This window comes from Thermocatellispora tengchongensis (genome assembly GCF_014202315.1).
Taxonomy (GTDB): Bacteria; Actinomycetota; Actinomycetes; order Streptosporangiales; family Streptosporangiaceae; genus Thermocatellispora; species Thermocatellispora tengchongensis.
The window spans coordinates 1-17809 of sequence record NZ_JACHGN010000004.1 but is presented as its reverse complement, the minus strand read 5'-3'; the positions used below and the strand labels follow the sequence as shown (position 1 = coordinate 17809).

Here is a 17809-nt window from a genome sequence, read left to right as displayed (position 1 = left end):
GGCGGAGGTTCACTCGGACAGCAGGGCCAGGGCCCTGTCCAGAGCGGGGTCGCGCCCGGCGGCGGCGTCCTTCGGGGTCAGCGGCACGTGGTGGTCGGGCGCCACGCCGATCCGGTCGATCACCTCGCGGCCGGGGGCCAGGTGATGCCGCGACGGGAACCCCAGGATGGTGTTGTCGCCGAGCAGGTACGGCTGGGCCGGGCCCGAGACCGCGCCCGCGGTGCGCGTGCCGACCAGCCGGCCGAGCCGGAGGTCCTTGACGGCGGCGCTGAAGTGCTCGCACGCCGAGGCGCAGCCGCGGTCGGTGAGCACCGCCAGCGGCAGGTTGAGCAGCGCGACGCTGTCATCGGTGCGCATGGCCTCGCACGCGCCGTCCACGGTGCACTGGTAGGCGGTGACCTTGCCGTGGGCGAACGCGCCCAGCAGCCGGTTCACCTCCTCGGGGTTGCCGCCGCCGTTGCCGCGCAGGTCCAGCACCAGGCCGGTGAGCGTGCGGCCGGCGCGCAGCCGGGAGATCGCCCGCAGGACCCGGTCCGCGGAGTCGGGCGCGAAGCCGGCCAGCCGTACGTAGCCGATGCCCTCCCGCGGCAGCCCGGTCGTCACCACGGGGGTGGTGGCCGGGTCGGGCTGGTACAGGCCGGGCTTGAGCGTCACGCTCCAGCGGCGGCCGGTCTTCTCACGCAGCAGATCGAGCCGGACGGGATCGGCTTCTGGATACCGCGGGTAGAGCGCGCCGACCGCGGCCGGGGTGACGGTCCCGTCGATGAACGGCGCCGATCCGTTGATCGATTCGATGATGTCGCCGGGGCGCACCCCGGCCGCCTTCGCCGCCCCGCCCAGGACCGCGGTGACGAACAGCGGGGGCAGGGCGATGCCGGGGTTGCCGGCCACCTGGGCGCCGACGCTGGCCCGGAGCCCCAGGCCGTACTGGTCGCCGTCGTAGTAGTCGGGCGGCCGCCGCACGCCCTTCGTCCAGTGGGCGTGGTCGTCGCCCAGCGCGGCCACCATGGCCCGCAGGGTGGCGGCGGCCAGCTCCTCCTGGAGGGCGGCGTCGTCGGGCAGCCGATCGGTGACCCGCCGGTAGACCGTCTCGAAGGCCGCCCAGTCGGCTTCGCGGTCACCGCTCAGCGCCGGCGGGGTGGCCTCGGGCAGGTCGCGCCCGCCGCGGTTGAGCTGCTGGGTGAAGGCGGCGAACCCGGCGGTCAGCAGCGCGCGGTTGTCCAGCCTGGGCCCGCTGTAGTAGTTGGCCAGGACGCACCGGTAGGCCTGCTCGACGACGTCGATCGTGGTGGGCGTCTCCGGCGGGATGTCGGTACCCGGCCGAGGCGCCGCGCACATGGCCGGCCCGCCCGTGGCCGCGCCGGGCTGGGTACGCGGCGCCGTCTGCCCGGTGCAGCCGGCCGCCAGGAGGGGGAGGAGGACGAGCCCGGCCGCCATGGTCCTGATGGTCCTGATGGTCATGACAGGCGCCTTCCGATCCACCAGAAGCAGAACCCGGTCAGGCCCAGGCTGAGCGCGGCGTAGAGCCCGGTCTCGATCCACTGGAAGGGCCAGAACCGCTCGAACGGCTGGTAGGTCGCCTGCTGCCGGTAGCCCAGCCGGTTGATCTCGGCCAGGCACGGGTCCAGGCCCGCTTCCCCCTGCTCCGGCCGCGCCTCCAGCGCGCAGGGCCCTGAGGTGACGGACACCGGGACGACGGCCCCGCCGGCGTCGGCGCCGACCGGGCGTCCGGACGGATCGACGAGCCGGGTGGACAGGACCCACGCCCCCGTGTGGCCGGGGATCGCGTCCTCCAGGAGCACTCGCGGAGATCCGCCGGGAGGCATCCCGAACGAGTCCACGTTCTCGCGGCCCAGCTCGAAGGTCGCGCTGACCGGAGGGAGCAGGTGGGGCCGCACCAGCAGCGGCATGGCGACCTGGACCGCGGCGAAGAGGGCCAGGGTGACGGCCATGGCGGGCAGGGTGCGGCGGACGAGCATCCCCACGGTCACGCCGAGGACGAAGGCGAAGGCCGCGTACGCCATGGGGACGATGCCGCGCGCGCCGAACACCACGGGGTCCATCAGCCCGAAACCCGCGGCGGCGGACCTGTCCAGAGGGCCGGACCACCAGGTCACCGCGAGGCTGCACAGCCCGGCGGCGGCCATGGAGGCCACGCCGGCGAGTGTGAGCTTGACGGCCAGCCAACGGGTGCGGGTGACGCTCTGGTTCCACACCAGCAGGTGGGTGCCGGCCTCGAGCTCGCGGGCGATCAGCGGCGCCCCCCAGAACAGCCCGACCAGGCCCGGCAGGACCAGCACGATGAGCGTGATGGCCATGAAGGGGGTCTGGTGTTCGTCGAAGAACCGGTCGAAGAAGCCCGTGCAGTCGCCGCTCCGGGTGCAGTCCGTGATCCCCTCGGAGTACTGGGCGGCCAGGTCGGGGCCCGACAGGGCCAGGACGGCGGTGAGCACGACGAGCGCGGCGGCCATCATCGCGGCCGCGCCCCGGAACTGGCGCCAGGCCAGCCAGATCATCGCTGGACCTCCAGAGCCGGCCGGCGGTGGGCGGGGGTGCGTTCGTCCATGTAGGCCAGGACGAGGTCTTCCAGGGTGATCTGGCCGACGGTCCAGGCGGGGTCGTGGATCGGTCCCTCGGTGCGGATGATGAACGTGCTCTGCCGGTCGGTGTGGCCGGCGGAGACGACGTGCTGGTCGGCCGGGAGCCGGTCGGGGTCGCGCCGCGGCCCGGTGAGCCGGTGGTGGGTGGCCAGCAGGTCCTCGACCTCCCCCGCGATCTGGACGCGCGAGCCGGCCAGCACGATCAGGTAGTCGCAGGTCCGTTCCAGGTCGGAGACCAGGTGGGAGGAGAGCACCACGCTGAGCTCGTGCTCGGCGACGGCCTCCATCAGGCCCTGCATGAACTCGCGGCGGGCCAGCGGGTCCAGCGCGGCGACCGGCTCGTCCAGGATCAGCAGCTCGGGCCGTTTGGCCAGGCCCAGTGTGAGGGCGAGCTGGGCGCGCTGCCCGCCCGACAGCTTCCCCGCCCGCTGCGCGGGATCGAGGCCGAGCCGTTCGATCCGGTCGCGGGCGAACGCGGCGTCCCAGCCGGGGTTGAGCCGGGCCCCTAATCGCAGATGCTCGGCGACGGTCAGCCCCGCGTACGTGGGGGTGTCCTGGGCCACGAAGCCGACCTTGGCCAACTGCGCCGGGCCGCTCGTGGGAGGGCCGCCGAGCACGGTGATGCTCCCCGTTGTCGGCGTGAGCTGGCCGCCGGCCAGCTTCAGCAGCGTGGTCTTGCCGGCCCCGTTGGGGCCCACCAGCCCCACGACGTGCCCGGCCGGGATGTCGATGGTGCACTCGCGCAGGGCCCAGCGCTTGCCGTACTTCTTGCCCAGACCCTGGGCCAGCAGGACGGAGGTCACGCTATCTCCTTCCGGGAGTCGCTGCGAAAGGTGGTCATGAACAGGGCCTCGATGCTCTCGTCGTCGAGACCGGCCAGGCGGGCCTTGGCCAGCCAGCGCCGCAGCTCCTGGCGCAGCGGGCCGTGCGCGGCCACGGAGGCGTCGGCCAGCGTCTTGGTCACGAACGTGCCCACCCCCGGCCGGGCGGCGGCCAGGCCCTCGTGCTCCAGCTCCCGGTATGCCTTGAGCACCGTGTTGGGGTTGATCGCCAGCCGGGCCACCACGTCCTTGACCGTCGGGAGCTGGTCGCCTTCGCGCAGCAGGCCCAGCCGCAGCGCGTGTCGTACCTGCTGGACCAGTTGCAGGTACGGCGAGACGCCGGACCGGCCGTCCAGGTGGAACTCGATCACCTTTCCTCCATTTATCTAGTCTCCTAGCACTTTAGAGGTTTAGGTGTCAGCGGGCCATAAAGGAGCGCCGCCGCCTATACGGTGGTGTCCATGCGCAAGTACGTGATCATGGGGGTGCAGGGCAGCGGCAAGGGCACCCAGGCCGCCCTGCTCGCCGGGGATCTCGACCTGGTGCACATCAGCGTCGGCGACATCTTCCGCTGGCACGTCAAGAACCACACCAAGCTGGGCGCCCAGGTACGCCGCGCGGTGGCGGCCGGCGAGCTGGTCGGTGACGAGCTGGTCGAGCAGGTCGTCCGCGACCGGCTCCAGCAGCACGACTGGAACTACGGCTTCGTCATCGACGGCTTCCCGCGCAACCGCCGCCAGGCCGAGTTCTTCCTGGAGAGCTACGACATCGACGGCGTCATCCACCTCGACCTGCCCGACGAGGAGGTCTGGCGGCGCGTGCTGGCCCGCCGGCTGTGCTCCCGCTGCGGCATGGACTACAACCTCATCGCGCACCGCCCCGAGGTCGAGGGCCGCTGCGACGTGTGCGGCGGCGAGCTGGTCACCCGTGAGGACGACACCCCCGACGCGCTCGCGGCGCGGCTGCGCGACTACCACGACAAGACCGATCCGGTGCTGGAGCTGTTCCGCGGCAAGGAGTACGTCGCCACCATCGACGCCAGGGCCGACAAGACCGCGGTGCAGCAGGCCATCAGGGACCGGCTCGGCCTGCCGCCGTACGTTCCGGCCCAGCCCTCCTGAGCCGGCCCTGCCTCAGGCGGACTCCGGGACCGCCGGGGCGGTCCGCGCCCGCTCCTCGCCGGCGGCGGGCGCGCGCAGGGTGCGGCGCAGCACCGTGGCGGCCCGCGAGACCGCCGCCCACAGCGCCGGGTCCTGCCAGTAGCCGGAGTGCCCGGCGATCCGCGGCGGCGGGTCGCCGTAGCGGAACAGGCTCGTACGCGGGTCGTCCAGCTCGACATCACGGCAGGAGGCCGCACGCACCGGCCCTCCGACCCAGTCGGTCAGGTAGTACAGGTTCTCCCAGCGCGCCACCCGCAGCTCGCGCAGCCGGCCCAGCGTCTCGGAGTTGAAGTAGGCCGGGAACGCCCAGTGGTACAGCTTGCGCAGCGGCGAACCGAACGTGACCAGGGCCACGACGTCGTCAGGAGGCCGGCACTCGCGCTGCATCAGCGCGGCGGCGGCCAGGACCGAGCCCTGGCTGTGCGCGGTGATCACCACCCTGCCGCCGGCGTCGTGCAGCCGCCACATCCGCCGCTGCAGGTCGGGCACCGCGCGCTCGGCGTACGAGGGCGGGGCCAGGGGGTGGTACGACCGGGGCCAGAAGGTGCCCACGTCCCACAGCACCCCGACGGTCCTGCGCCGGTCGAGGTCGCGCCAGCCCGAGCGCAGCAGGCCGAGCAGCAGCACGGGCAGCAGCGCGGCGGCGGCGGTGCCCGCGCCGATCGCCCCCTCGGGCAGCCGGTCGCCCAGCACCGGCCACAGGCACAGCAGGCCCGCCACCATGCCGGTGGCCGGCCGGTCCAGCTCCAGGGTGGCCCGCGCCAGGCGCCGCGCGCCCGCCACCCGCCCCGGCCAGCCGCGCACGCCCAGCCAGCCGGGGGAGCCGGGCCCGGCGACCGCCGAGGCCAGCCAGACGTCGCCGGGGCGCTCGCGCTCCAGCCGCCGGTAGTGCTCGCGCACCTGCTCGCGCTCGCGGCCGAACCTGGCCCGCAGGTACATCGCGAGCTGGTGGCAGCCGAACAGGGCGAGCACGAGCGCGGGCAGCACGATGAGGAACGTGGCCGCGTGCCGCACGCCGGGGAAGACCGCGACCGTGGCCGCGCCGCCGGCCGGCAGCCGCTCGGCGTACGCGATGCGGCCGGTCATGCCGGCGACCTGGATCAGCGTGCCCAGCATGACGGTGTTCAGCGCCCACACGCCGAGCGCCAGCGTGACGAACGGCGCGCACCAGCGAAAACGCCCCGGCTCGGCGGCGTGCCCGCGCCGGGTGATCGCCTCGGCGCCCAGCAGCAGGGGCACCAGCAGGATCGCCGCCAGCGTGGCCGCGCAGGCCGCCGTGACCGCGGTGGCCATGCCCGGCAGCTCGCCCGCGACCGGCCCGGGATGCGCGGCCTGAGACCAGGCGAAGATCGCCGCCAGCGTCACCGGGATCGCCGAGACGGCCAGCAGGCCGAGCTCCAGCGGCCCCGGCCGGTGCGCCCGGCCGCCCGGCCGCTCCGGCCGCCGGTGCCGCTCCAGCAGCGGCAGCAGCAGCGCGCCCAGCAGCACCGCGCCGCCCAGCGCCATCGCGGCGGTGGCCAGCCACTCGCGGCGCACCCCCGCCCCCGCCTGGGCGGCGTGCGCGGTGTGGGCGACCAGCACGGCGAGCAGTGCCAGCGCCGCGGCGACGTGGGCCGAGCCCAGCCGCCACGCCGACCGCTCGCCGGCCCAGAAGTCGCGGTGGGCCGGCCCCTCGGGCAGGGCGGCGCCACTGCGCTCGGGCTCGTGCTCCGCGCCGGCGGCCACGGGCGGCCGGACCCGCTCGTAGCGGCGTACGGATCGGTGGGCCAGCGCGGCCAGCAGCGCGATCGCGGCCAGCGGCACCAGCGCGGCCAGCAGGATGCGCCGCGCCGGATGCTCCGGCGCCGAGGCGAGGAACGCCGGCCACGACTGCGTGCACGCGGGCCGCGCCCCGCACTGGTAGCCGAGGTAGTCGACGCAGATCCAGGTCAGCAGCAGCACGAAGTCGAGCGTGACCGCCAGCCCCGCCCACCGCATCACCACCCGGTACGCCCGGAACCACCCCCGCCGCGCGGCCAGCCCGGCCGGGACCATCCACCCGGCCAGGTTGGCCAGCATGAACGGCAGCAGGAGCAGCCACAGGATGCGCGTGCCGCTGCGTGAGGTGAGCCCGCCCCAGGAGTACGCCTCGACGTGCCGCCCGGCCACGTCGCCGCGCCGGTAGAAGCCCGCGATGGCGTCGCCGGACACCTGCCGCGGCTCGGGCACGCCCAGCAGCGCCGCCGGGCGCGTGCCGCCCACGCCGTGCACCCGCACCTCGGTGATCCCCGGCAGATCGGGCTCGGCCATGATCCCCCTCCGGCTGCGTTGCGTGCCGATTCGATTGCACCACGTAATCGGCCCTGCGTGCAGGGACTCGGGGAAATCGGGTCAGGAGTCGGCACGGCGGGGGAGGAGGGAGAGGTAGCCGCGGCTGAAGGCCATCAGCACGTCCACGCACTCCTCCAGGTCGGGGTAGCGGCCCTCCAGGTGGCCCAGCGCCATCGACTCGGTCAGGGCGGACAGGCCGTCGGCGATCATCTCCACCTGTCGGCGGTCGGCCTCGGTGGTCTCGGGGAAGCCGATGGCGACCAGGTCGCGGACGAGGGTGGCGCGGCTCGTGCGGCGCGACTCCATGGCGAAGTCGTGCAGGGGCGAGCCGGGGTCGTGGCGGGCCCGGAGGGTGAGCCGGAACAGCTCCGGATAGCGGACGAAGGCTTCCAGCGGGATGCGGAAGGTGTCGCGGTGGCGCTCCTTGTCGCCGGGCTCCTTGCGGGCGGCGACGCGGGCCTCGTGGACGCTGCGCAGCAGGCGCCCGCCGCTCTCGTACCACAGCGAGCGCAGCAGGTCGTCCTTGTCGCGGAAGTGGCTGTAGAAGCTGGACTGGGCGATTCCCGCGGCCCGGGAGACCTTGCCGGTGGTCAGGCCCGCCTCGCCCTCTTCGTCGAGGATGCGCAGGGCGGCCCGGAGCAGGCGGCGCCTGGTGAGCTCCTTGGCCTCGCTCCGAGTCAGGGGGGTGCTGGTCATGTCACCTCGTTCGCGTCTGTGGGCGATAACTCTATCGTGCCCGTCCCCGCTGTTATCGCACGTCGCGGTTGTATCACAGCTCCTTCTGGCCTGTTGTGTGAGATTTCACCGATAGTACTATCGGTGAAATTGCTCTCGGGGGGCTGACCGAGGGAGGCGCGGTGAGACGTGTACGGATGTTCGGGGCGCTGATGGTCGCGGCCGTCATGGTGACGGCGTGCAGCCCGGGGCCCCGGCCGGGGACGGAGACGAGCCCGGCGGCGCGATCCGCCGGACCCTCGGGTCAGCCGGGAGGCAGGCTCGTGTACGGCCTGAGCGCGGACGCCGCCGGGTTCAACCCGGTGACCGACCAGTTCGCGGCGCAGACCTACAGCATGGCCGCCACCGTCATGGAGACGCTGGTGGCCGTGGACGACAAGGGCGACTGGCGGCCCAACCTGGCCGAGTCCGTCGAACCCGACGCCGACAGGACCGAGTGGACGATCAAGCTGCGGTCCGGCATCTCCTTCTCCAACGGGGACCCGCTGGACGCCGAGGTCGTCAAGGCCAACATCGAGGCGCAGAAGGCCTCGCCGCTCACGGCGGCGGTGTTCGGGCCGGTGTCGTCGGTCGAGGTGACCGACCCGATGACGGTGAAGGTGACCCTGTCCGGGCCGTGGGTGGCCTTCCCCTACTACCTGGCCACGCAGGTGGGCATGATCGTGCCGAAGGCGTCGCTGGCCGACCCCGAGGGGGCCAGCCGCAAGCCGGTCGGCACCGGCCCGTTCGTGTTCAAGGAGTACGTGCCGGGCAGCCGGATGGTCGTCACCAAGAACCCGAACTACTGGCGTAAGGGGCTGCCGTACCTCGACGAGATCGAGTTCCGCATCCTGCCCGACAGCCAGACCCGGGCGCAGACCCTGGAGGCGGGCGGCATCGACGCCATGGGGACCACCCGCGACGACGACATCACCAAGTTCGGCGCGCTGGAGGGCCAGTACGGCGTGCAGCGCGTCGCCGGCATGGGCGCCCCCGAGTACACCTTCCTGCTCAACACCGCCAAGCCGCCCCTGGACGACGTCCGGGTGCGCAGGGCCATCGCGCACGCCACCGACCGCCGGGCGTTCGCCACCACGCTGCGCAACGGGCTGACCGAGGTGGCCGACGGGCCGTGGATGAAGGACTCCAAGTGGTACGCGCCCGGTGATGACTACCCGGCCTACGACCTGGCGAAGGCGACCGCCCTGGTCAATGAGGTCGAGGCGGAGAAGGGCCCGATCAGGTTCACCCTGCTGTCCACGCCCGATCCCAACACCGTGCAGGGCGTCGAGCTGGCCCAGGACATGTGGCGCAAGGCCGGCATGGACGTGGACATCAAGCAGGTGGACCAGGCCGACATGGTCAACCGGGGGCTGGTCGGCGACTTCGACGCCACCATCTCCGTCGGCTTCACCTCCCACGACCCCGACGGCGAGTACATCCGGCTGCACCAGGCGTACGCGCAGGACATCGGCAAGATCTCGCTCAACGCGTCGCGGATCAAGGACGTGGAGCTGAGCAACGCCCTGGACACCGGGCGGAGCAACCCGCAGGAGGACGTGCGCAAGCAGGCGTACGCGACCGTGCAGCAACGGCTGCGCGAGCTGGTGCCGTTCATCTTCATCGACCACCTCACCACCGGCGCCGTCGTCTACAGCAGCAAGGTCCACGGGATCGGCGAGCACAGGCTGCCCGACGGCTCCCGCGCGGTGCCGCTGACCGGCACGCCCACGCCGTACCACTCCTTCACCTACGTCTGGCTCAGCCGGCCATGATCCTGCGCAAGGCGCTGCGGCTGCCCCTGGTGCTGGTCGTCGTCACCTTCCTGTCGTTCCTCCTGCTCAACCTGCTGCCGGGCGACCCGGCGCTGCAGATACTGGGCGGATCGGCGACGGAGGAGGCGCGCGCCCAGCTCCGGGCGCAGCTCGGGCTGGACGACCCGCTGTTCGCGCGGTACGCGAGCTGGCTGGGCGGCCTGCTCACCGGCGACCTCGGCACCTCGTACGTGACCAGCATCCCGGTGCTGGACGCGCTGGCCGACCGGCTGCCGGTGACCCTGGAGCTGCTGGTGGCGGCGGAGCTGCTGGCGCTGGCCCTGGCGGTGCCGCTCGCCGTCGCCGCCGCCCGCCGCGCCGGCGGCGCGATCGACCAGGGGCTCACCACGCTGAGCTTCGGCCTGTTGTCCACGCCGGTGTTCGTGCTCGGCGTGGTGCTGATCCTGGTGTTCGCGGTGAAGCTGAAGGCGCTGCCCGCGACCGGGTGGACCGACTTCTCCGTCGATCCGTACTGGAACCTCCTGTCGGTGCTGCTGCCCGCGGTCACGCTCGCGGCCGGGCAGCTCGCGGTGTACTCGCGGCTGCTGCGCACCGACCTGATCGCCACCTTGCAGGAGGACTACATCACCCTGGCCCGCGCCCGGGGGCTGTCGCCGCGCCGCATCCTGTGGCGGCACGCGCTGCGGCCCTCGGCGATCTCGCTGATCACCGCGATCGGGCTGAACATGGGGGCGCTGATCGGCGGCACCGTCATCGTCGAGACGCTGTTCGGCCTGCCGGGCGTGGGGCGGCTGATCGTGGAGTCCATCTTCGCCCGTGACTACCTGACCGTGCAGGGAGGCGTCGTGCTGATCTCGGTCGGCTACGTGCTGGTCAACTTCGCGGTGGACCTGGTGTACGCCGCCGTGGACCCGAGGATCCGGCGTGCCTAGGCGGGCCGCGCTGCGCCGGCTGGGGTGGGGCTTCTGGGCGTCCGCCGCGTGGGTGGTGCTGCTGGTGCTCGCCGCGGCGCTGGCCGACCTGCTGCCGCTGCACCCCTACGACCGGACCCTGGCCGGGCCGCCGCAGTCGGGGCCCAGCCCGGCGCACCCGTTCGGCACCGACGGGCTCGGCCGCGACATGCTCAGCCGGGTCGTGTACGGCGCCCGCGTCTCGCTCGGGGTCGGCATCGGCGCGGTGCTGCTGGGCCTGCTCATCGGCGCCCCGTTCGGGCTGGTCGCGGGCTACCGGGGCCGGCTGACCGATGCGGTGATCATGTCGGTGAACGACATCGCGCTGGCGTTCCCGGCGCTGGTGTTCGCCCTCGCGGTGGTCGCCTTCGCCGGGGCGAGCATGCGCAACGTGCTGATCGTGCTCGGCGTGCTGGGCGTGCCCGCGTGGACCCGGCTGATCCGGGGCGCCACGATGGCGTTCGCCGGGCGGGAGTTCGTCACCGCGGCCCGCGCGCTGGGCGCGCGGGACAGGCGGATCCTGTGGCGGGAGATCGTGCCGAACGTGGCGCTGCCGGCCTCGTCGTACGCGTTCATCGGCATGGCCGTCGCGGTCGTGGCCGAGGGCGGGCTCGCCTTCCTCGGGCTGTCGGTGCAGCCGCCCACGCCCACCTGGGGCGGGCTGATCAACGAGGGCCGGAACATCATGGAGACCGCGCCGCACGTCGTGCTGGCCCCCTCGCTGGTGCTGTTCGTCACCGTGCTGGCGTTCAACCTGGTCGGCGACCGGCTGCGCGCGCTGACGGACGTACGGGAGATCGGGCTGGAGCCGGGGCGGCGGCGCGCGGCCCTGCCTCCGCTCCCGGCCGCCGAGCACGACGTGGAGCCCGCGCTGTTGCAGGTCGCCGACCTGCGCACGCACTTCGAGACCGCGCGCGGGACCGTGCGGGCGGTGGACGGCGTGTCCTTCGCCCTGAACCGGGGCAGGACGCTGGCCATCGTCGGCGAGTCGGGCTCGGGCAAGTCGATGCTGATCCGCTCCATCCTGGGCCTGCTCCCGGCCGCCGGCGTACGCCGGGGCGGCAAGGTCTACCTGGAGGGCAGGGAGATCGGCGACCTGGAGCCCGAGGACCTGCGCGAGATCCTGGGCACCCGCTTCGCCGCCGTCTTCCAGGACCCGATGACCGCGCTGAACCCGGTGCGGACCATCGGCGCCCAGGTCATGGAGCCGCTGCGGGTGCACCTGAAGCTGACCCGGGCGGCGGCGCGGGCCAGGGCGGCGGACCTGCTCGCCTCGGTCGGCATCCCCGATCCCGTGCGGATGCTCAAGCGCTACCCGCACCAGCTCTCCGGCGGCATGCGGCAGCGGGTCACGATCGCGATGGCGCTGTCGTGCGACCCCGACGTGCTGTTCGCCGACGAGCCGACCACCGCGCTGGACGTCACCGTCCAGGACCAGGTGCTGCGCCTGATCCACCGGCAGCGCGAGGAGCGCGACATGGCGATGGTGCTGGTCAGCCACGACCTCGCGGTGGTCGCGCAGTGGGCCGACGAGGTGATCGTGATGTACGGCGGCAAGGTGGTGGAGCGCGGGCCGGCGGCGGCGCTGTTCGAGCACACCCGCATGCCGTACACCGAGGCGCTGCTCCAGGCGATCCCGGCGCTGTCCGACCCCAGCCACAAACGGCTGCGGGTCATCCAGGGCCGCCCGCCGGACCTGGCCGCGCCGCCCGCGGGCTGCCGGTTCCAGCCGCGCTGCCCGTACGCCCGCGAGCGCTGCGCGAGCGAGGAGCCGCCGCTCGTGCGCGCCGAGACCCGGGACCACCTGTACGCCTGCTGGTACCCGCTGGGGACCGAGGCCGCGGCCGCGGAAGAGGCCGAGATCATCGAGGGGACGGAGAGCCGTGGCAGGTAGCGGTACCGATCACCTCCGCCCGGCGGAGGACGTGGTGCTGCGGGTGGAGGACCTCGTGGTCGAGTTCCCCGCCGGCAGGGGCCGCAAGGTGCACGCGGTGTCGGGCGTCAGCTTCGACGTGGCGCGCGGTGAGACGCTGGGCATCGTGGGCGAGTCGGGATGCGGCAAGTCCACCACCGCGCGGGCGCTCATGCAGCTTCCCCGGCCGCTGTCGGGCTCGGTGCGGCTGGACGGCGCCGAGCTGACCGCCCTGGGCGGCGAGACGCTGCGGCGTACCAGACGCCGGCTGCAGATGATCTTCCAGGACCCGATCTCGTCGCTCAACCCGCGCCGCAAGGTGCGCGACATCGTCGCCGAAGGGCCGCGCCTGTGGGGCCTGCCCGCCGCCGAGGCGGAGAAGAAGGTGGACGAGATGCTGACCGCGGTGGGGCTCGATCCGGGCGTCGCCGCCGGACGGCGTCCGCACGAGTTCTCCGGCGGCCAGTGCCAGCGCATCTGCATCGCGCGGGCCCTGGTGCTGGAGCCCGAGGTGGTGATCTGCGACGAGCCGGTGTCGGCGCTGGACGTGTCGGTGCAGGCGCAGATCCTCGGCCTGCTGGAGGACCTCAAGGAGCGCTACCGGCTCACGCTGGTGTTCATCGCGCACGACCTGGCCGTGGTGAAGAACGTCAGCGACCGCATCCTGGTGATGTACCTGGGCAAGACCTGCGAGCTGGCGCCCTCGGACGCGCTGGTGGAGCGCCCGGCGCATCCGTACACGCGGGCGCTGCTGGCCTCGATCCCGGGCGCGCCGGTGGCGGGCGCACAGCGCTACGAGCGGCTGACCTCCGGGGAGCCGCCGTCGGCGGCCGACCCGCCGAGCGGCTGCCGGTTCCGCACGCGCTGCCCGCGTGCCGAGGCGAGGTGCGCGGCGGAGGAGCCCGCCATGCGCCGTGTGGGCGACGACCAGTGGGTGGCGTGCCACTTCCCGCACGTGTGAGGCCGCGCATCTCGTTCGTCCCCTGACCAGCGATCTTCTTCTCCTCCCCCCGAAAGGCCACCCGGAAGGGTGGCCTTTCGCGTCTTCGCGCATCTGCCGCGTAACGGGTGAACAACGGCCGTTGATCCTGGGGAAAAGCCACTGTAACGTCAACTGAAACTATCGGACACAGGCCGAAAGTTTCAAAAACAAGCCAAGTCCTCGCGGCAACGAGCGGGACCCTTGTCTCGCTTGCCTCGATCGTTCACTCGGGGTGAGAAAGGGGACGACTGTGATCAAGTCGTTGAGTCGGCGGAGTGTGGTGGTGTTCGCGGCGGCCGCGCTGGCCCTCGCGGGCTGCGGTGGCGGCGGAGGTGGCGAAGAACAGGCATCGGGTGGCGGCAACGTCACGATCGAGTGGTGGCACATCCAGAACATCGAGCCGATGCGGCCGGTCTGGGAGGCGATGGCCAAGGAGTACATGGCCGCGCACCCCAACGTGAAGATCAACATCCAGCCGATCGAGAACGAGGCGTTCAAGGCCAAGCTCACCACCGTCACCCAGTCGGGCAAGGCGCCCGACATCTTCCAGACCTGGGGCGGCGGCGTGCTGGCCCAGCAGGTCGAGGCGGGCCTGGTCAAGGACATCACCCAGGACATCTCCTCCTGGTCGGGCAACTTCCTGCCGATCGCCGCCCAGCCGTACCAGATCGACGGCAAGACCTACGGCATCCCGTACGACACCGGCATGGTCGGCTTCTGGTACAACAAGAAGCTCTTCGCCGACGCCGGCATCGAGCAGCCGCCCGCCACCTGGAGTGAGCTGATCGACGCGGTCAAGAAGCTCAAGGAGGCGGGGATCACCCCGATCGCCCTGGCCGGCAAGGCCAAGTGGCCCGGTCACTACTGGTGGACCTACCTGGCCATGCGTATCGGCGGCCTCCAGTCCATCCAGCAGGCCGCGGAGAGCAAGAACTGGGACACCCCCGACTTCGTCGCCGCGGGCCAGAAGCTCAAGGAGCTGGTGGACCTCAAGCCGTTCCAGCAGGGCTTCCTCGGCGCCGACTACCAGACCCCCGACGGCCAGGCCGCCACGATGGGCAACGGCAAGGCCGCGATGGAGCTGATGGGCCAGTGGTCGCCGACCGTGCAGAAGGACACCTCCAAGGACCTCGGCGACGACCTCGGCTTCTTCCCCTTCCCGACCGTCGAGGGCGGCAAGGGCGCGATCACCGAGGTCATGGGCGGCGGCGGCGGGTTCGCCGTGGGCGCCGACGCCCCGGCCGAGGCCGTGGACTTCCTGAAGTACATCTCGACCCCCGAGAACGCCGGCCGCGCGGTCGCCACCGGCGCCTTCCAGCCGGTCGTCAAGGGCATCGAGGACAAGGTCACCGACCAGCACGCCAAGCTGGTCACCGAGAACCTGGGCAAGGCCACGGGCGCCCAGCTCTACCTGGACCAGTACCTGCCGCCGGCGGTCGGCCAGCAGATCAACGACAGCACCGCCGAGCTGATCGCCGGGACCAAGACGCCGGAAGAGGTCGCCAAGACGATCACTCAGACGGCGCAGTCGGAGTAGACGGCAGGAGCAGACAGTGAACGCCACGCACGGTCCGCGCGGCCGCGCCGGGGAGCCGGCCGCATGAGACCACCCGCTCTGACGGATGAGCGCCGCCGGGACGCGTCCCACGCGTCCCGGCAATCGGGGCCGGCGGGAGAGGGCACCCTCTCCCGCCGGAGACGGCGCATCCGCACGTGGGTGACCATCGTCACCTTCATCCTCCCCGCACTCGTCCTGTTCTGCCTGCTGGTGCTCGCGCCGATCCTGCTCGCGATGTACGCCAGCGTGTTCAAGTGGAACGGCTTCGGCATCCTGCCGCAGAACTTCGTCGGCCTGGACAACTTCACCCGGATGTTCCAGGACGAGATCTTCCTCGGCGACCTGTGGCGCGGCCTGGTGCTCGTCATCCTGTCGCTGGTCGTGCAGCTTCCGCTCGCCCTGGGCGTGGCGCTGCTGCTCAACCAGCCGATGCGGGGCCGCGCGGTCTACCGGCTGCTGTTCTTCGCGCCGTACGTGATCTCCGAGGTCATCGCCGCGGTCCTGTTCACGATGGTCTTCTCCGAGGAGCGCGGGCTCGCCAACCGGGTGCTCGACTTCGTCGGCCTGGACGCCCTCCAGTCCACCTGGCTGTCGGACCCCTCGACGGTCATGTACACGCTGTTCATCGTGATGACGTGGAAGTACTTCGGCTTCCACATGATCATCTACTTGGCCGGACGGCAGAGCATCCCGAACGAGGTCATCGAGGCCGCCGCGATCGACGGCGCCAACAACCGGCAGATCTTCCGGCACGTCACGCTGCCGCTGCTCGGCCCGACGATCCGCATCTCGATCTTCCTGTCCGTCATCGGCGCCATCCAGCTCTTCGACCTGGTCTGGGTGCTCACCGGAGGCGGCCCCGTGCACGCCTCGGAGACCATGGCGGTCACCATGTTCGAGTACGGCTTCAAGCGCTACCAGGTCGGCTACGCCAGCGCGATCAGCGTCGTGATGTTCATCCTCAGCCTCGTGTTCGCGCTGGGCTACCAGCGCTGGGTCATGAGCCGCGACACCCAAGGAGCGATCACCAACATGCGGGACCAGCGATGAGCGCCCACGCACGCAGGAAGGGCCGTACCGCGGGCGACCGGTTCCGCGGCGTCGCGATGCAGATCACCGTACTGATGATCGCGGCCTTCGTGCTGGTGCCGATCCTGTACGGCGTGCTCGGCGGCTTCAAGGACAACCAGCAACTGTCCACGAACCCGTTCGGCCTGCCCGACCCGTGGGTGCCCTCGAACTACACCGACGTCATCTTCTCCGGGTCGTTCTGGCGGCAGGTGTTCAACAGCACGTTCATCGCGCTGATGACCACCTTCATCGTCGTGTTCCTGTCGGCGCTCGCGGCGTACATCTTCGCCCGCTTCGCCTTCAAGGGCCGCGAGTTCCTGTTCATGCTGTTCGCGACCGGGCTGATGTTCCCGTTCGCGGTGGCGATCCTGCCGCTGTTCATCCTGCTGCGCGCCCTGGGCCTGCTGGACAACCCGTTCGGCGTGATCCTGCCCCAGGCCGCGTTCGGGCTGCCGCTGACCATCATCATCCTGCGGCAGTTCTTCCGCACCGTCCCGGCCGAGCTGGAGGAGGCCGCCATCCTCGACGGATGCAGCGCCTTCGGCTTCTTCTGGCGCATCCTGCTGCCGATGGCCCGCCCGGCCGTCGCCACGGTGTCGGTGCTGGCCATCGTGACGAGCTGGAACAACTTCATGCTTCCGCTCGTGGTCTTCAACGACCCGAACTGGTGGACGCTGCCCGTCGGCGTGCAGCAATTCAGCGGCGAGTACGCCAGCGACACGGCCAGGATCCTCGCGTTCGTGATCCTGGCCATGATCCCGGCGCTGGCCTTCTACGCCCTGGCCGAACGCCAGCTCATCGGAGGGCTTGCGACCGGCGCCACCAAGGGCTGAACCGGCCGGGACTGTACCGGCCGGGACCGGAGCGTCAGCGGAAGTCCGCCGCGTGGTCGCCCGCCCACTCCCGATAGGAGCGGGCGGGCGATCCCGTGATCCGGGCCACGGTGTCGGTCACCCCCTCAGGCTCGCTTACCAGCGTGCCGTGGAAGCCGACGATGCCCTCGGCGACCTCCCGGGGCCACCCCTCGGCGACCAGCGTGTCCACGGCCCGCTCGGGCGGCTCCTCCTCATAGCGCAGCGGCCGGCCGATCGCCTCGCCGATCGCGTGTACCTGCTCGGCCTGGGTGACCACCTCCGGGCCCGACAGCACGTACCGCGCGCCGTCGTGCCCGTCCTCGGTCAGCGCCCGTACGCCCACCGCCGCGATGTCGGCCTCGTGGATCAGCGCCCGCCCGGCGCCGGCGTGGAACCAGCGCACGACCTCGGCCCCGGCCCTGATCTGCGGCGCCCACCACAGCGTGTTGGACGCGAAGCCGCCGGGCCGCAGGAACGTGTGGCGCACGCCGGTCTTCTCGATCAGCCGCTCGATGTAGGCGTGCGAGCCCAGGATCGTGCCCGCGGGCTGCCCCGGGTCGGCGCCGCGCGCCGACACGTACACGACGCGTCCGGCCCGTTCGCCGATGGTCCGGATCGTCTCCGGCGCGGCGTGGTCGGCGGCCAGCGTCGGCCAGACCAGGAACACCCCCTCGACCCCCGCCAGCGCGCCCTCCAGGCTCTCCGGCGCGGTCAGGTCGCCGCGCACCGCCTCGACCCCCTCGGGCAGCCGCGCCGCCGCCGGGTCGCGCACCAGCGCCCGCACCTTCACACCGAGCGCCGCGAGCTGCGCCACCGCCTGCCCGCCGGTCCTGCCTGTCGCCCCGGTCACCAGAATCGTCGTCATGCGTCCACCTTGCATCCTCAACCATGGTTGAGGTCAACACCGTTGAGGTCGCACGTTGTCGAGGGCGGACGCGGCGGCGCCGGGCCGCGGGGGTGCGCGGCCCGGCGCCGGGATCGTGTGACGCGTCAGGTCACGGTGAGGTGCAGGTGTAGCCGGACGGGGTGGCGGTGTTGCCGTTGGGGCGGCTGACCTGGAAGCCGAAGCTCGTGGAGGCTCCGGCGCCGAGGTTGCCGTTGT

15 protein-coding genes are annotated in these 17809 nt (G+C 72.2%); 8 read left to right on the top strand and 7 right to left on the bottom strand.

The annotated features are described in order from the left end of the window. Positions 1-9 precede the first annotated feature (9 nt). The 4 genes from HNP84_RS09440 to HNP84_RS09425 are packed head-to-tail and all read right to left on the bottom strand — an operon-like array spanning position 10 to position 3792. A complete protein-coding gene (locus HNP84_RS09440) occupies positions 10-1461 on the bottom strand; it encodes a S41 family peptidase (RefSeq protein ID WP_185049068.1) in 1452 nt (483 codons plus the stop codon). Continuing rightward, positions 1458-2516 carry an ABC-2 membrane transporter-related protein gene (locus tag HNP84_RS09435; protein WP_185049067.1) on the bottom strand — a complete coding sequence of 353 codons (1059 nt, stop codon included), beginning with the start codon at positions 2514-2516 and terminating at the stop codon, positions 1458-1460. Before HNP84_RS09435 ends, HNP84_RS09440 begins: the two co-directional genes overlap by 4 nt. Then, the gene (locus tag HNP84_RS09430) at positions 2513-3403 is read right to left on the bottom strand and encodes an ABC transporter ATP-binding protein (protein WP_185049066.1); all 891 of its coding nucleotides are present in this window, start codon (positions 3401-3403) and stop codon (positions 2513-2515) included. Before HNP84_RS09430 ends, HNP84_RS09435 begins: the two co-directional genes overlap by 4 nt. Next, complete coding sequence (locus HNP84_RS09425; protein ID WP_185049065.1) at positions 3400-3792, bottom strand: GntR family transcriptional regulator; 393 nt, start codon at positions 3790-3792, stop codon at positions 3400-3402. Before HNP84_RS09425 ends, HNP84_RS09430 begins: the two co-directional genes overlap by 4 nt. 90 nt (positions 3793-3882) lie before the next feature. Between HNP84_RS09425 and HNP84_RS09420 the strand changes: the two genes are divergently transcribed. After that, complete coding sequence (locus HNP84_RS09420; protein ID WP_185049064.1) at positions 3883-4542, top strand: adenylate kinase family protein; 660 nt, start codon at positions 3883-3885, stop codon at positions 4540-4542. 12 nt (positions 4543-4554) lie between these two features. On the opposite strand, the gene HNP84_RS09415 is transcribed toward HNP84_RS09420, so the two are convergent. Together HNP84_RS09415 and HNP84_RS09410 are read right to left on the bottom strand one after the other, a co-directional pair. Continuing rightward, positions 4555-6870: a hypothetical protein gene (locus tag HNP84_RS09415; protein WP_185049063.1), complete on the bottom strand. Its 2316-nt coding sequence runs from the start codon at positions 6868-6870 to the stop codon at positions 4555-4557. 81 nt (positions 6871-6951) lie between these two features. Then, positions 6952-7587 (bottom strand): TetR/AcrR family transcriptional regulator, encoded by a 636-nt coding sequence (locus HNP84_RS09410; RefSeq protein WP_185049062.1) that lies wholly within the window; start codon positions 7585-7587, stop codon positions 6952-6954. 161 nt (positions 7588-7748) lie between these two features. Between HNP84_RS09410 and HNP84_RS09405 the strand changes: the two genes are divergently transcribed. The 7 genes from HNP84_RS09405 (at position 7749) to HNP84_RS09375 (ending at position 16686) form a co-directional block, all read left to right on the top strand. Next, positions 7749-9380 (top strand): ABC transporter substrate-binding protein, encoded by a 1632-nt coding sequence (locus HNP84_RS09405; protein WP_185049061.1) that lies wholly within the window; start codon positions 7749-7751, stop codon positions 9378-9380. Continuing rightward, positions 9377-10312 carry an ABC transporter permease gene (locus tag HNP84_RS09400; RefSeq protein WP_185049060.1) on the top strand — a complete coding sequence of 312 codons (936 nt, stop codon included), beginning with the start codon at positions 9377-9379 and terminating at the stop codon, positions 10310-10312. The genes HNP84_RS09405 and HNP84_RS09400 overlap by 4 nt, the downstream gene beginning before the upstream one ends. Beyond that, complete coding sequence (locus tag HNP84_RS51030) at positions 10305-12224, top strand: dipeptide/oligopeptide/nickel ABC transporter permease/ATP-binding protein (RefSeq protein ID WP_185049059.1); 1920 nt, start codon at positions 10305-10307, stop codon at positions 12222-12224. Before HNP84_RS09400 ends, HNP84_RS51030 begins: the two co-directional genes overlap by 8 nt. Continuing rightward, positions 12214-13203, top strand: a complete 990-nt coding sequence (locus tag HNP84_RS09390; RefSeq protein ID WP_185049058.1) for an ABC transporter ATP-binding protein — start codon at positions 12214-12216, stop codon at positions 13201-13203. Before HNP84_RS51030 ends, HNP84_RS09390 begins: the two co-directional genes overlap by 11 nt. A 283-nt stretch (positions 13204-13486) precedes the next feature. Continuing rightward, positions 13487-14761 carry an extracellular solute-binding protein gene (locus HNP84_RS09385; RefSeq protein WP_221336091.1) on the top strand — a complete coding sequence of 425 codons (1275 nt, stop codon included), beginning with the start codon at positions 13487-13489 and terminating at the stop codon, positions 14759-14761. Positions 14762-14941: 180 nt separating this feature from the next. Beyond that, positions 14942-15832 (top strand): carbohydrate ABC transporter permease, encoded by an 891-nt coding sequence (locus tag HNP84_RS52725; RefSeq protein ID WP_312924192.1) that lies wholly within the window; start codon positions 14942-14944, stop codon positions 15830-15832. Next, positions 15829-16686 carry a carbohydrate ABC transporter permease gene (locus HNP84_RS09375; protein WP_185049055.1) on the top strand — a complete coding sequence of 286 codons (858 nt, stop codon included), beginning with the start codon at positions 15829-15831 and terminating at the stop codon, positions 16684-16686. Before HNP84_RS52725 ends, HNP84_RS09375 begins: the two co-directional genes overlap by 4 nt. A gap of 34 nt (positions 16687-16720) precedes the next feature. Here the strand turns inward: HNP84_RS09375 and HNP84_RS09370 are convergent, their stop codons facing one another. Further along, positions 16721-17572: an NAD(P)H-binding protein gene (locus tag HNP84_RS09370; RefSeq protein WP_185049054.1), complete on the bottom strand. Its 852-nt coding sequence runs from the start codon at positions 17570-17572 to the stop codon at positions 16721-16723. Positions 17573-17809 lie beyond the last annotated feature (237 nt).